Origin of the sequence: Cupriavidus pauculus (assembly GCF_003854935.1) — a bacterium.
Classification (GTDB): domain Bacteria; phylum Pseudomonadota; class Gammaproteobacteria; order Burkholderiales; family Burkholderiaceae; genus Cupriavidus; species Cupriavidus pauculus_C.
Genome location: NZ_CP033968.1, coordinates 127,998 through 139,338, shown reverse-complemented (window position 1 = coordinate 139,338; position 11,341 = coordinate 127,998). Strand labels below are relative to the sequence as shown.

The following is an 11,341-nucleotide window of genomic DNA, read 5'->3' as shown; positions in this document are numbered from 1 at the left end:
CGGAGCAAACGTTCCTAATGCGTATCGACGAGACCCGCATACCGGAATGGGAGGCGGACAACATTCTGCAGAACCTGAGCATCACGGCCAACGAGCTGCTGCAGGGTTTGAACCATGTCGACGCGGACCGCTCGCTCAAGATCTCTCCGAGCGCATTGCGCGCCCTAACCCGCGCCACTCCTGCCTCACTTCGCCCGAACGTTTCGGCACCACCAAGGATCGGTAGCCTGCCGATGCAGCACGAGCGCCCCGTGATCGGCGGGCAGCCGGTGGAGTTTATCCAGTGAACAAGACTCCCAAAGACTTACTGGCTCCCCTTGGGCCAGGTATATTCGCCGTTATTGCGGTGGCGTCCGTGTTGCTGGTGTTACGTACTTGATGGCGAAGTCCGGCGGCGCATCGTGATTGTTTGAAACCTCGCAGGCGACTCCCGTCATCGTCGGAGTCGCGTTGCTTCTCACCGGAATTCCGCTGCATGTCTGCGCTCGCCGGATCTTTGGCAAGAACTAATCGGAATGGCGCCAGGCGCAATCTCCTCCCCGCCCCAGTCACAAGAAACAGGTACAGGAGTAAGGATGAAACGCAGTGATATGATCGGCGCCCTGATGCTAGGTGTCACGCTCGCGGCTTTCGTGATGGCGTGCATCAAGAGCGGGGTGGGCCTTGCCTTCTGGAATCTCCCTGCTCTATCGGAAGAGGCCCGCGCCGGGTTCGGGAAGACTTTCCTGATGGACTTCATCATGCTCAATGTCTTCTTCGTGGCAGGGCCATTAACCCTTTACCCACTGTTTGGGCAATCCCAATTTTTCGCAGGCCGACCACAAGGTGAGAGCGATGGCGCGATCCATCCGGGAACACACCTGAACGGGATGGTTGAACGATGAAGAGGCGAACTCTGAAAACCTTGACGCTGCTGGTCGGTGCCGCCCTCAGTTTGGCAAGGGTGTCTCACGCAGGTATGTTGGAGGACATCGGCGCGGGAGCATACAAGGCAATCGGGTCGCCCGGCTACACCACGGTAATTCCACCAGGGACGCGGCTCGTGGTTGGTGGGGAAGCTACAGTCATCAGTGGTAGCGATCTGTGCCCCAGCGAACCAGTGCCGCCATCAAAGTACCTCTGGTTCATGGGTGGACATCCTGTGGACGGATCAGGTTGCGTCGTCTTCGGCCCAGCCACAAAGAGTGTTCCCGTTTCCCTCTACGGTTCAGGCGGCAAAAAGACGTCCGAGACCTGGTCCGTTGAGCACCTGGAACACAAAGGCATTCCAATGATGCGACTCAAGCGCCCAAACGGCGATTTCGTGGGGGCTGAAAACTGAAATGACGTATCCAGGCACCGCGATCCCACGTCCATCCTGGGAATACGCACAAGAACCATTCGATCCTGACTATACCTTCAACGTGGGTGGCCGTACGACTCGCCATATGGCTACGCCGCTTGATGAGGAGTACATCACCGAGCCGATTGACTACGTCCGCGTAGGGGCCATACCGCCAGAGGAGCGCGAGGCCCGAGATCACGTGATCGTCGCGGTCTTCCTGCGCAAGCGCGTGTCAATTCTTGATTTTTGTTTGAGCCTGGTCTTTCGCGAGACCAAAAGCTATCGCGTATCACGCGAGGCATTCACAAAGCTGGAAGCCTTGTGTTCTCGGTCGCGAGCACATCGAGCGGCATTCCTCAGGATGGCAAGCGGCGTAACACTCCCGGAGCACGTTCGGGATGAGTTGAGAGAGATGGTCAAGCGCACTGATACGCGCTGCCAGTGAATCGAATGGCTATTCCTCTTCGCTGGTGAAGCTACTCTGGGCGCTGGGGATCGACCACACATGGATTCGATTTCAAGTAAGCAAGCATGTCTTCGCCTTGGCCTAGGACCGCCGCGCTTCCGTGTTGCTGTCGCGTGATCTCAGTGCTGCCGGCGCCTTTGGAACGCAGCATGATCAAGGTCAGCGGTTGTCGGAACCATGCGTAGCCGCCTTTGGAGCTAATGTAGCCGCTCATCTTCGGTTCGCTCACGCCCAAGCTGGCAGCAGCTCTTTCGGCGCCCTTTTCATAGAGACATCCGAACTCTGCAGCCACGACAAATTTTGCATTTGGCGGTTCGTGCGCCAATTCCTGTTGCGTCATTGCGCAGCCTGTGACAGCCGAGAGGACAAGTAGTGATGCAACGCACTTTGCTACGCTCATTTGGTCCATTTCCCATCAAATCGCTTGCTTCAGTACGGCCGCGCGATACTGTGAGCGCAGTAGCAGATCCGGAACCGGCGCAAGCAATTCAGCCATGAATTGGAGCTCTACGCAGGAGTCCACGCCGTGTTGCCGTGCTGCCCGATTAAAGGCGCCCTGCGCGGCCTCGAATTGCGTCTTGTCGCCTGACGCCAAGCCGCGAATCGCGACCCGCTCTGCTTCAGTAAGGATCATGCTCATTCTCCCTTGATCGGGTCATTGGGCAACCACATCAGCGCCCCGTCTCGTTCATTGCCAGCGATGGTTGTCCAGCTCCGGCCTTGTTCATCGAACGCCACGCAGCCAGGCTGCCAGCGTTCTGGATTCCTAAGCTCGTTCACCCACCCCTGCGCCTTGCCCTCAAAAACCACTATTACGCCGCCGCGGCCAACGTAGCCCCACTGTTGGCGCCAACGCCTCGCTTCGTCGATCAAGCTCATCGCCGCTTCCGATCAGAACGGGGCCGGCGCTGCACCGACACGCCGAAGCATCGTGTGCACTTCGTCCAAGCCAAACATCGCCATGGGAGGATGGAGCTCACCACGAATGAACGCCACATACACGGCCGCGTTGTAGGCGGCAAGGCGCTCACGATGCAGCGCCTGGAGCCCCGCCACGAGCAAAGTACGGTCGGCTTCGCCAACCATAGTTCTCAGCTCTAATTCGTTGTCCATTTCGTCTATTCCGTAGTGTCAGTGCGGTCCTAGCCGTCGATCAGGCTGGACAAATGGGACAAGACCCGGCGTGCAAACTGTGGCGCCGCGTCTTTCGCTGCATCAATGGTCGGGAAGCCGCCAGTTACAAAGCCGAGATACAGCAAGTCGAATGCGCCAGCATCGTCGGTTATCGCTGCCATGTCCTGACCAGCAAAACGGGCATACTGTGCTACGGCAGGGTTATCACCGTGCCACTTCTGCTGTGGTGCAGACATCAAGACCTTGCCGCCACCATGAAGTGCGAGTTCCATAGCTCTTCCCATACAGGCACCACAAACGACGCGAAAGCCGTTGCAGTGCTGAGCCCAATTGTGGTCAACGCAACCGAGCGATTGAGCGGTGCAATTACACCCATGCAAAAGGCCGACACCACGAGCAATCCGAAGAGTGCCAGCCCGATTTGGCCTGCTAGTGATCCTGCCATACTTGACCTTTCCCTTTGTTACCGGGCCGCCCTTCGTCCAGCGTATCGCCTTCTCCTCTACACGGGGGGAGCTTCCCGGTGCGTCTTCTCGCGCTCGCTCTCGAAAAGGCGCTTGCCTGTCTTGTGATGCTCCACCCAGACACGCCACCCGTTCTTGTCGATGACTGCGGCTACGTGAAGCGCGGACTTGCGGGCCTGAGGATTACCCGCATCGCCAACAATGCGGGCAGTATTTCCAAGCATGTACATCACGTTCCAAACCTTGGTACTCATCCTACGGCTCCTGTGGTTCAAATGACTCGCAATTCCGAGGCCTTGAACACGCCGCGCCAAGGGACCAGGTTGGCGCCTTCGCCTCGCCAGATGCGACGCCACCAGTTGGATAGCTTTTCGCGTTTGTAGCCGTCGAGCAGTACTTCCACGCCGCCATCATCGAGCACATACCTGACCGTACCGGTCTGGCCTGACCGATAGCGCCAGAACCGCCTATCAATGTCCTCAGCGATCACGACGCGTACACCCTTGCCGAACGCGCACGCCCGTTTGCTATTGTCGGCTGCGACCGTGTCAACGGTGGCCTCCGCCAACCACTCCTGCCGGCCCGCGAGCCATTCTTGATACTCTGCAGACGTGAGATATCTAGCTCTCTCATCGGCTGCGCGCATCGTCCGCTCGCTCCATTCCGATAGTACGAGCGCCAGCTCAGACTCACCTGACTCTGACTTGTGCTGTGCCAGCAGGCTGGCTTCCGCTGCCTGCGCACGCCAAGCGTCGACCTGGCGTTCATGGAACTCTACTATCTGCGCGTTCGGAACGCGTCCGCCCGCATCAGGTTCAGGATGCTTGGCCTTGATCCCGCTGATCGCTTTGCCCACAGCGGCAAGCGGTGTTTCGATTGTGGCAGTCATGGTTGCGATTTCTATGCCCAAGCGTCGTTGATCAGTGCCGCAAACGTGAGCAATTCCGTGTCGTGCCGCAAAAACGAACTCGATGCAGTTAAAGCAGCGTACTCCCATCGCCCTTCTGAAGCTTCCCGCTGCGCAGGATTGGCGCCAAGAATCGCTGATAGCCCTCCCAACCTTCGAAGATCTCAACATTCGGATGATGCCGCTCGAGATCCCCGGTGATGCGGAGGATGACTACACCATCGCCGGCGCTCAACATGCGCCGCAACATTTCCGCATGGCCCTGTCGACTGAGCAAATATCGCTATTGCTATACTCAACGCATATACCTACATGTTATGCATCTTGTTCGATTGAGTGCTATTTGTCAAGATGACAGCAAATCGTGCGAAGGTGGCAAGCAGCCGCTGCGGGCCGAGCGGGTCCAAATCCTGCAGCAACTCGTTGGCGGTGACGCTCACGTTCTACTGAATGGTCTTCTGTCTATCGGCCGGCCGGCGACGTCCATTGAGGCACCACCCCAACTTATCCCCAGGCGTTGCGCATTCCTGTGTTGCCAGGTCTATGCAAGGAGGCTTGGAGCCCTGGGGTTCCCAGGTGCTTAACTCAACACAGGAGAAACATGGCTGAAACGAAACATCACAAAGCCTGGTGGGCGCCCGTTGCGCACTTCGCAGCACATACTGTCGTCGGCACGTTGATCTTCTTGATCATCGGTAGCGTCGCTGTCGGCTTGTCTTTGCTGATCCGGTTCCTGGAAACGGTCGGGATACCGACCTTTACCCTCCAGGTGATCTCGTTCCTTGAGCACACGATCACCATCGTTGACGCGGTGTTATACTTGGTCTACCTCGGTATCACTGGATATCGAGCCGTCAAGGAGATGCTCGAATGACCAAGACCAGCTTTCGCTCGGAGTTTGTTACCGCAGCTCGGGAAGCCCCGCGTCTGTTCTTCGCACCTCTAGTCGGTGCTATCCAGGCAGTGCGCAAAGAAGCTCGCCGCACACCGACCGAACAGAACAAGGAAAAGCAGGATTCCCTGCATGGCTTTCGGAAACAGCGCTCTTAACGACTGATTTCTAACCCACAGAAACCGCCGGCGCTATGCGTTGGCGGTTTTTTTATGCCCGACGTCAAGCGCCCGGGATCTGGCGCAGCGGCGTGCCATCCATGTGGTCTGGCCAAACTGGCGTCGGCAGCCCGCCCGTGCGCACCACGCCAGAAATCAGGCCAGCCAACTGCTGGTGATCAAGGCAGTCCACCTCCTCAAGGCAGTCAGCGATCCGCTCGACGACATGCCAGTTTGCCCGCATAAAGCGTGTGAGCACTGCCAGCATGTGTTTCTTCAACGCTGCAACCTCCCTCTTGTTGGACTCGATCTCCAGCTCGGTACTTGGATTGGCGAAGTACACAACATCGGTGCGCAACAAGAGGTATGGGCCAACTAGCTCACTCCAGCCCTCGAGGTCTCCGGACACGCCCATGCCGTGAGTCCCTGCACGCAAAACCTCCGCTACCATTCCAGCGAGGTATGTATGCATTTTCCACTCCAGCATGGCCATGCTGATATCACCCTCCTTCAGAGTTGGCAGCGAAACCTGCCCCAGGTTCGGCGAGATGGTGTCGAAGTCAATATAGGCGATCGCGTCCTCTGGCACCCGATCGCCCAAGCTGTACATCAGAGCATGGCCAGCCTCATGAATTGCCACGCCTCTGTACTGCCCTCTAGCTGGGCGCGAAGCGAGCATCTGGTGATATGGGGTCTCGAACGCATAGTGATTGGTGCGCAGCCGCAGCAATCGGAAACGCAGAAAGAGCGAGAGCGGATGGGCAAACGCCAGCACAAGCGCCGCGACGACGAGTACTCCAGCGACTAACGCTACAGGATTGGCCTGGTAGAGCGCCGCCGCACGCTCCCAACCCAACCACGTGACACCGGCGAGGAGCATCCCGTACAACGTGCCGGCCGTCACCTCCCCCAGCAGCGTCGCTCGTTGAAATGCCGGCATGAGAAACCACGTCGCACCGCTCAGGGTAAAAGCCATGCCGATCGCTCCGCAGAAGATCCGGCCGGCCGTAGACCTCGCATCGATCAGGGATGGATCTCGCACAGCGAGCCACAGCACTATCACACCCGCGGCGAGTAACGCGGCGTGGCCGGCTTGGAGAAAGCGCCGTGTGTGGGAATCATAGGTCCGCCGTAGCTTCGAACGGCCGAGGATGTAGACGAGCTGGAAGAACTTCACGGGCCCGTCCTTGAATAGGATCTTTGCCAGCGTGAGGGTCAGGCTATGGCGACGCATGCGTGCTCCGGTTCGGGCGCCCTCTTCTCCGCGGGCTGCGCGCTCCGCGAAGTCCAAAATATCCCGGCGTCAGAACGTGTCAGTTCCAAACATATTGCCGTTGACGTCCACATAGGTGCCAGCAACCATCGGCATCCCGTTAGCAGGGTTCACGGCCGGCGAGTAGGATTGGCCTCGATCATAGTAGTCGTCATCTTCGTCTACTGACGTGTAGGCGGTTGCCGCACCCAATCCGGCGGCAGCGACTACCCCCGGAGTGTAATCATGATGCACATCATCGGAGGACGGCGACTGCCGTACGTGAGCGGCCTTGCGGGCTTCCTCGCGGCGAGCCAACTCCAGGTCCATACGCGCCTTAACAATGACGTAATCCTTGTTCATCTTCCGGATCGTCGCCAGTGTGATCTCGTCTGGGCGCATACCCATCTGCGCAGCCAGCCAGCCCACCGCCTTGTAGCGGCCAGCGTCAATCATGTCATCACGAATCTTCTTCTTCCCAATCGCAGACTTGAGTTGCAGATCCAAGAAGTAGCCGCCTAGCCATGCAAGCGGCAGCCCAAGCAGCAAGCCAGTTGCCCCGTAGATCTGCGCGGCGCAGGTTAGACCTACCAATGGCACAACAAAGGTCGCTGCCTGGCGAGCCACTTCGTAGCGGACCTGGCCGACCGGTCGCTTCGGGAGGGGAACTCTTTCCCAGTAGAGTTCATTCTGACCTCTACTGATCAGCAGATGCGCCACTTCCAGAAGCTCGAGTGGCATGACGTCTGCCATAGGATCTCGGCGAGTAGCCCGGCTTGTGCTCATTGAAAACGTCCCAATAGGAGTGAAGTGCGGAGCGTTACTCGAATATTGCCCTCAGCACGTCGAGAATCACGACGACTACGCCCAGAACAACTGTTGCGACGGTAGCGACCGTCCCGAAGTCGCCCCAAGTAATGGTTTCATCCCCCATCAGGATCAAAAAGCCACAGAGGAGAGCAACGCCCGCGAGCGCCAGTGGAAGAGCTCGGCGCCAAGGGGAAGAGACCCACCACAGGAACTGCGCCAAGTATGCAAACGGCAGCTTGGCTGCCTCGTAGACGCGCCTATTGATGGGTGGTGGCTCCCCAGTCGAGAGCCAGTCGTAGAACTTCTCTTGTTTGCTCATGTTCTCACAGTATTCGAATCGTCCGATATCGCCGGCCCAGAAGTAGCGGCGTCGCCGTTGTCCTCCGCGCCAAACCCGCGACCAACGGCAACATGCCAGGGTTCGCGATCGACACTCAGCCGTCTAGTGATCAGTTTGTCCAGGCACTCTGCGATGGGCGCGAGATGCTGCCAACGCGTCGCCTCGAGTGCCATCTCGCTGATCGAGATATCTTCGGTTACGGAAAGGCCGGCTCCCCTGTAGCGACGGGCGGCGCCCCAGAACTCGTTGGCGCTCTCAACTTCGTGGATGGGGGTAATCGGCTGGCCATACTCCTTTGCGAGGTAGCAGAGCATTGCGGTCCCATAGCCATGCCGCTGATGGTGTGGAGCAATTCTGATGTCGAAGACATAGACGCGGTCCGACAGCGGCGAGATGGAGTATCTGGCCGTGCCAACCTGGTCGCCGGCTATGTTGTGGATCGCCGCACTCAGAACAGGGTTCGGTGAAGTGAAGACCTTATAGAAGTCAGCCGTGGTGGAGACATCGATCGAAGGCAACCCTTCCCTCGTGCGCTTCCTTCGCGCGGGGAAAAACCAGTCCCATATGGTCAAGACATCTCCTCACGGGGTCGGTCGGCAGTGCGCTTCACCTCTGCCGCTTCACTTCACGGTTCGATCCCTGCTCGCTTGCAAAATAGGCGCAGAACAGAGAACCAACGAACCATCCAATGGGCAGGCCAACGGGCAAGAACAAACCCAGTGAGACCCAGCGGGACACAAACCAGTCGACAGCGAGAAGAGGAAGCAATGGAAGGGCCACAGCTAAGACGGGGGGCCAACCCCAATCATCTGTCTTGTCCAGGTAGGCAAACACCACCGCAACAACCGACATTGCGTAAGCTTTCCAGATTTCGTATGCGCGATCCATATCCTCCCTCCCCAGAGCTCTAGTTACGATCCTGCCGAGGCGTCAAACACGCCAGCGCCAAGGCGATCATGCAGATACCAAAAAACACCCACGGCATTGCGCCATCGATTCGTAGTTGAACTGCGCCAAAAGCGCCGGCGGTGGGATCAGGCAGGTTGGCTGATATCTTCGTGATAGCACCAAAGCCGAGAACGAAGACGCCAATCAAGGCCAACGGCACATAAAAGCCCGTTAGCACGCATCGGACCAACGTCAACAGAGCGGCTACTGCCGCTGCGACGACTGCAGCAACCGGAAGCCCGTCTGTTAGGCGAATCCCGCCTTCCTGAAGGAAATAGAGCGTGACGGCAACGACGCCGCCGACATATAGGCCACAGCCAATCGCCCCAAAGGCATCAAACACCGACTTCGTTGGCGACGTCGCACTACCAGTTACTTGATTCATCCGAAGTTTCCTCCTTAAATGCCCGGCCGCCCGCGATATCGCTATCGCTTCGGGCTGTTCTCGAACTTGATGAAGAACAACCCAATGCAGCAGGGAATAGAGCCTACGATGAACATCAGGAAGCTCCCATTGAGCAGGTTCCTCCAGAACACACCGCGCACCTTGAGAGTTTCGGGCGGCACGTCGAACGCGCGAGGTCGCTGCCCTCGCTGTCTCGCCAACCTCTGATCCGCGTGCCACAACAGGACTGCCTGGACGGCGGCTGACACGTTATTCGCCCGAATCACGGCAGCGACTTCCGCAACCACGCCTGCCCACCATGCGACGCCCCCAAGGCCGTCCTTCGCAGTCTCTGGTATGCCCCAATGCCGGTAAACGGCCAAAAGCCGGGGATCTTGAACGACTTCAAACCCACACATATCGGCAGCGACCAATGCAACACCAAAAACCGCGCGTGACTTGACTATAACAAGCAAACAGTGTGTTTATCAATACGCGTTATGCGTATCCAAGGCAACTCACGGCCGCGCCAGTGGTCAGCGCCGACGAACGTCGCACTCGTTGTGCGCCTGCGACCGGGAATCCGTCGTAGAGTTTCCCGTCGAGCAAGCGACCCGCGGCCTTCTTCCCGACGCGCCCCATACAGTGCCTGTCATCAATTATGCCGTCGACAGAATCAGACCAGATGGGGTGTCCGACGTCTTCCCAGCGATCGCCCTTCCATTCCATCGTGGCGTATCGCGTGCTCTCCAAACTGTCGTCGATTCGCGCAGCGTTGAAATGATCCCACGGCAACCATTCACCCCACTGCTTAAACAGGAAGGCGACGCCGGCGGCTACGCATTGGTCCCTCAAGCTCCTTACCCAATCCGGGTGCGCTGGCCTTGCGTAGGGCCCGCTCTCGCAGCCAACGATCACCCAGTCGACGAAGTCACGCATCGCTGGGTTGTGAATCGGGTCGCTGACGTGGCCGGCGCACGTGCCGCAATACCCGACCTCCATCCGTTCGCCTTGGGCGAATCCGGTTTCGCAGTTCGGATAGCTCGGGGTCAGGAAGTCACTGATATCGACTGGGGCTAGTAGCGGCTCCATCGAAAGGAACCGGACGTATGCCGGCACCTCGAGCAACTTCGAGATGTCGCGATCCGCTTCTGCCTGATTGACAATGGTGGCACCGACGAAGACGTTCTCAGGGGGGGGTCCGGTACGCCATGCATCGATCCACTCGCGCAATGAACCCGCGTCAGCGATAGCGCCGGCGCCGCTGTTCCAAACGTAGTCGCTGGCTTCTGCCAGCCGCTTCTTGAAGTTGCCGATGCGCTTGGTCAGCAGGAGCCAATCTAGACTGGGCGTCCTGCGCACCAGGTCAAGCAGATCCACCAGCCATTCGATCGGCACTGCATTGTCTAGCCAATCTGAAAGACTCGCGCTGAACACCCGCTGCCGGCGCCCGTGCTCTTCATAGAACTGCGCGTGCTCTCGTTCCCAGCGCAGGGGCTGCTTCCAATTCTCAGCGGATGTCCGGTGACGCGGCTGCCTCGTGCCAAACTTCACGCCCAGCACGCGAACTGGCGTCGATACTTCCGCGTAGCAATGATCGCAGCCAGGGCTGACAGGCTCGCAACCGAGCCAGGCATTGAATGTATGGTCCGTCCACTCGATCTTGCTACCCTTGCTCATGGCTTCACCTTCTCGTCTGGGTCGTAACCAAACTCGCGGCAGATCGCTGCTGAGACCGTGCTACCCGTGCTGAAAAGCTGATGCACCAACACCCAACGTATCTCGCCTCGCCGCGGCGCGATCGCCCGCAGATTGCGCATCGCGCGCTCCAGCAAGTCACGTTCTTTGAAGGTGTTGTCCGCAAGTTTGATCATTGCGCTCTCCTGGGGGCGTTGGCGATCGTCAGCACCCGACGGCATGGACACAACTGGCGGCGTCCTCATAACGCGCGGCCGGCCGGCCTTTTCTTCTGGCCACCTGGCAAGGATGCGCTTGAGCTCGCGCGTGGCGGTTGCCCGTTTGCCATCGGAGTTCGATGGCAGTTCCTCCGCCAGCGTGCGGTTGCACGCAGCGCAATTCGCCGCGTAAGAGGTGGCTTCGCCGGTACCGCGCCCGCCGGCAGTCGGCATGATCTTGACTGTTTCCTTGCCTCCGCACTCCGGGCAATCAAAGCTCTCAAACGTGGACAAGACAGCCTCCATCTCCGCTATCGCGGGAATTGGACAGATCGGTGTCCCCCTGATGCACCGCGCTGCGGTGTA

At 58.7% G+C, this 11,341-nt stretch carries 20 protein-coding genes; 5 read left to right on the top strand and 15 right to left on the bottom strand.

Annotated elements, in window-relative coordinates:
• Window positions 1–17: 17 nt before the first annotated feature.
• The 3 genes from EHF44_RS00790 to EHF44_RS00780 all read left to right on the top strand — a co-directional run bounded on the left by EHF44_RS00790 (window position 18) and on the right by EHF44_RS00780 (window position 1,769).
• Window positions 18–287, top strand: coding sequence for a hypothetical protein (locus EHF44_RS00790; RefSeq protein ID WP_124682103.1), 270 nt, complete (start codon window positions 18–20; stop codon window positions 285–287).
• Between the two features lie 288 nt (window positions 288–575).
• On the top strand, window positions 576–884 hold the full coding sequence (locus EHF44_RS00785) for a hypothetical protein (protein WP_017514069.1): 309 nt from the start codon (window positions 576–578) through the stop codon (window positions 882–884).
• Window positions 885–1,322: 438 nt separating this feature from the next.
• A complete protein-coding gene (locus EHF44_RS00780; RefSeq protein ID WP_011514792.1) occupies window positions 1,323–1,769 on the top strand; it encodes a hypothetical protein in 447 nt (148 codons plus the stop codon).
• 31 nt (window positions 1,770–1,800) lie between these two features.
• Here the strand turns inward: EHF44_RS00780 and EHF44_RS00775 are convergent, their stop codons facing one another.
• From EHF44_RS00775 to EHF44_RS00745, 7 genes are all read right to left on the bottom strand, one after another.
• A complete protein-coding gene (locus EHF44_RS00775; protein WP_035882430.1) occupies window positions 1,801–2,130 on the bottom strand; it encodes a hypothetical protein in 330 nt (109 codons plus the stop codon).
• Window positions 2,131–2,205: 75 nt separating this feature from the next.
• Window positions 2,206–2,424 carry a hypothetical protein gene (locus EHF44_RS00770; protein WP_017515791.1) on the bottom strand — a complete coding sequence of 73 codons (219 nt, stop codon included), beginning with the start codon at window positions 2,422–2,424 and terminating at the stop codon, window positions 2,206–2,208.
• A gap of 2 nt (window positions 2,425–2,426) precedes the next feature.
• Window positions 2,427–2,669, bottom strand: a complete 243-nt coding sequence (locus EHF44_RS00765) for a hypothetical protein (RefSeq protein WP_035882428.1) — start codon at window positions 2,667–2,669, stop codon at window positions 2,427–2,429.
• A 12-nt stretch (window positions 2,670–2,681) separates the two neighbouring features.
• On the bottom strand, window positions 2,682–2,903 hold the full coding sequence (locus EHF44_RS00760) for a hypothetical protein (protein ID WP_011229302.1): 222 nt from the start codon (window positions 2,901–2,903) through the stop codon (window positions 2,682–2,684).
• A 29-nt stretch (window positions 2,904–2,932) separates the two neighbouring features.
• Window positions 2,933–3,196 (bottom strand): hypothetical protein, encoded by a 264-nt coding sequence (locus EHF44_RS00755; protein ID WP_011514788.1) that lies wholly within the window; start codon window positions 3,194–3,196, stop codon window positions 2,933–2,935.
• Window positions 3,197–3,426: 230 nt separating this feature from the next.
• Window positions 3,427–3,642, bottom strand: a complete 216-nt coding sequence (locus EHF44_RS00750) for a hypothetical protein (protein ID WP_017515860.1) — start codon at window positions 3,640–3,642, stop codon at window positions 3,427–3,429.
• Window positions 3,643–3,659: 17 nt separating this feature from the next.
• Window positions 3,660–4,277 carry a hypothetical protein gene (locus EHF44_RS00745; protein WP_035882427.1) on the bottom strand — a complete coding sequence of 206 codons (618 nt, stop codon included), beginning with the start codon at window positions 4,275–4,277 and terminating at the stop codon, window positions 3,660–3,662.
• A 619-nt stretch (window positions 4,278–4,896) separates the two neighbouring features.
• On the opposite strand from EHF44_RS00745, the gene EHF44_RS00740 reads away from it, so the two are divergent.
• Complete coding sequence (locus tag EHF44_RS00740) at window positions 4,897–5,169, top strand: hypothetical protein (RefSeq protein WP_011229299.1); 273 nt, start codon at window positions 4,897–4,899, stop codon at window positions 5,167–5,169.
• Window positions 5,166–5,345: a hypothetical protein gene (locus EHF44_RS00735; RefSeq protein ID WP_011514786.1), complete on the top strand. Its 180-nt coding sequence runs from the start codon at window positions 5,166–5,168 to the stop codon at window positions 5,343–5,345. The genes EHF44_RS00740 and EHF44_RS00735 overlap by 4 nt, the downstream gene beginning before the upstream one ends.
• Before the next feature lie 64 nt (window positions 5,346–5,409).
• Here EHF44_RS00735 and EHF44_RS00730 read toward each other — a convergent pair whose 3' ends face one another.
• The 8 genes from EHF44_RS00730 to EHF44_RS28595 form a co-directional block, all read right to left on the bottom strand.
• Window positions 5,410–6,579 (bottom strand): hypothetical protein, encoded by a 1,170-nt coding sequence (locus EHF44_RS00730; protein ID WP_011229298.1) that lies wholly within the window; start codon window positions 6,577–6,579, stop codon window positions 5,410–5,412.
• Window positions 6,580–6,648: 69 nt separating this feature from the next.
• Window positions 6,649–7,350, bottom strand: a complete 702-nt coding sequence (locus EHF44_RS00725; RefSeq protein WP_017511143.1) for a hypothetical protein — start codon at window positions 7,348–7,350, stop codon at window positions 6,649–6,651.
• 67 nt (window positions 7,351–7,417) lie between these two features.
• A complete protein-coding gene (locus EHF44_RS00720) occupies window positions 7,418–7,726 on the bottom strand; it encodes a hypothetical protein (RefSeq protein WP_017511142.1) in 309 nt (102 codons plus the stop codon).
• The gene (locus EHF44_RS00715; RefSeq protein WP_017511141.1) at window positions 7,723–8,319 is read right to left on the bottom strand and encodes a GNAT family N-acetyltransferase; all 597 of its coding nucleotides are present in this window, start codon (window positions 8,317–8,319) and stop codon (window positions 7,723–7,725) included. The genes EHF44_RS00720 and EHF44_RS00715 overlap by 4 nt, the downstream gene beginning before the upstream one ends.
• Before the next feature lie 34 nt (window positions 8,320–8,353).
• The gene (locus tag EHF44_RS00710; protein ID WP_017511140.1) at window positions 8,354–8,635 is read right to left on the bottom strand and encodes a hypothetical protein; all 282 of its coding nucleotides are present in this window, start codon (window positions 8,633–8,635) and stop codon (window positions 8,354–8,356) included.
• A 19-nt stretch (window positions 8,636–8,654) separates the two neighbouring features.
• Window positions 8,655–9,080 carry a hypothetical protein gene (locus EHF44_RS00705; RefSeq protein ID WP_017511139.1) on the bottom strand — a complete coding sequence of 142 codons (426 nt, stop codon included), beginning with the start codon at window positions 9,078–9,080 and terminating at the stop codon, window positions 8,655–8,657.
• Between the two features lie 498 nt (window positions 9,081–9,578).
• Window positions 9,579–10,760 carry a phage Gp37/Gp68 family protein gene (locus EHF44_RS00700; protein WP_017511137.1) on the bottom strand — a complete coding sequence of 394 codons (1,182 nt, stop codon included), beginning with the start codon at window positions 10,758–10,760 and terminating at the stop codon, window positions 9,579–9,581.
• Window positions 10,757–11,269, bottom strand: a complete 513-nt coding sequence (locus EHF44_RS28595) for a hypothetical protein (RefSeq protein ID WP_200876317.1) — start codon at window positions 11,267–11,269, stop codon at window positions 10,757–10,759. Before EHF44_RS28595 ends, EHF44_RS00700 begins: the two co-directional genes overlap by 4 nt.
• Window positions 11,270–11,341: the final 72 nt, after the last annotated feature.

Coding starts and splice junctions, on each gene's coding strand:
- EHF44_RS00790 (WP_124682103.1), top strand. CDS start 18: ATGCGTATCGACGAGACCCGCATACCGGAATGGGAGGCGGACAACATT.
- EHF44_RS00785 (WP_017514069.1), top strand. CDS start 576: ATGAAACGCAGTGATATGATCGGCGCCCTGATGCTAGGTGTCACGCTC.
- EHF44_RS00780 (WP_011514792.1), top strand. CDS start 1,323: ATGACGTATCCAGGCACCGCGATCCCACGTCCATCCTGGGAATACGCA.
- EHF44_RS00775 (WP_035882430.1), bottom strand. CDS start 2,130: ATGACGCAACAGGAATTGGCGCACGAACCGCCAAATGCAAAATTTGTC.
- EHF44_RS00770 (WP_017515791.1), bottom strand. CDS start 2,424: ATGATCCTTACTGAAGCAGAGCGGGTCGCGATTCGCGGCTTGGCGTCA.
- EHF44_RS00765 (WP_035882428.1), bottom strand. CDS start 2,669: ATGAGCTTGATCGACGAAGCGAGGCGTTGGCGCCAACAGTGGGGCTAC.
- EHF44_RS00760 (WP_011229302.1), bottom strand. CDS start 2,903: ATGGACAACGAATTAGAGCTGAGAACTATGGTTGGCGAAGCCGACCGT.
- EHF44_RS00755 (WP_011514788.1), bottom strand. CDS start 3,196: ATGGAACTCGCACTTCATGGTGGCGGCAAGGTCTTGATGTCTGCACCA.
- EHF44_RS00750 (WP_017515860.1), bottom strand. CDS start 3,642: ATGAGTACCAAGGTTTGGAACGTGATGTACATGCTTGGAAATACTGCC.
- EHF44_RS00745 (WP_035882427.1), bottom strand. CDS start 4,277: ATGACTGCCACAATCGAAACACCGCTTGCCGCTGTGGGCAAAGCGATC.
- EHF44_RS00740 (WP_011229299.1), top strand. CDS start 4,897: ATGGCTGAAACGAAACATCACAAAGCCTGGTGGGCGCCCGTTGCGCAC.
- EHF44_RS00735 (WP_011514786.1), top strand. CDS start 5,166: ATGACCAAGACCAGCTTTCGCTCGGAGTTTGTTACCGCAGCTCGGGAA.
- EHF44_RS00730 (WP_011229298.1), bottom strand. CDS start 6,579: ATGCGTCGCCATAGCCTGACCCTCACGCTGGCAAAGATCCTATTCAAG.
- EHF44_RS00725 (WP_017511143.1), bottom strand. CDS start 7,350: ATGGCAGACGTCATGCCACTCGAGCTTCTGGAAGTGGCGCATCTGCTG.
- EHF44_RS00720 (WP_017511142.1), bottom strand. CDS start 7,726: ATGAGCAAACAAGAGAAGTTCTACGACTGGCTCTCGACTGGGGAGCCA.
- EHF44_RS00710 (WP_017511140.1), bottom strand. CDS start 8,635: ATGGATCGCGCATACGAAATCTGGAAAGCTTACGCAATGTCGGTTGTT.
- EHF44_RS00705 (WP_017511139.1), bottom strand. CDS start 9,080: ATGAATCAAGTAACTGGTAGTGCGACGTCGCCAACGAAGTCGGTGTTT.
- EHF44_RS00700 (WP_017511137.1), bottom strand. CDS start 10,760: ATGAGCAAGGGTAGCAAGATCGAGTGGACGGACCATACATTCAATGCC.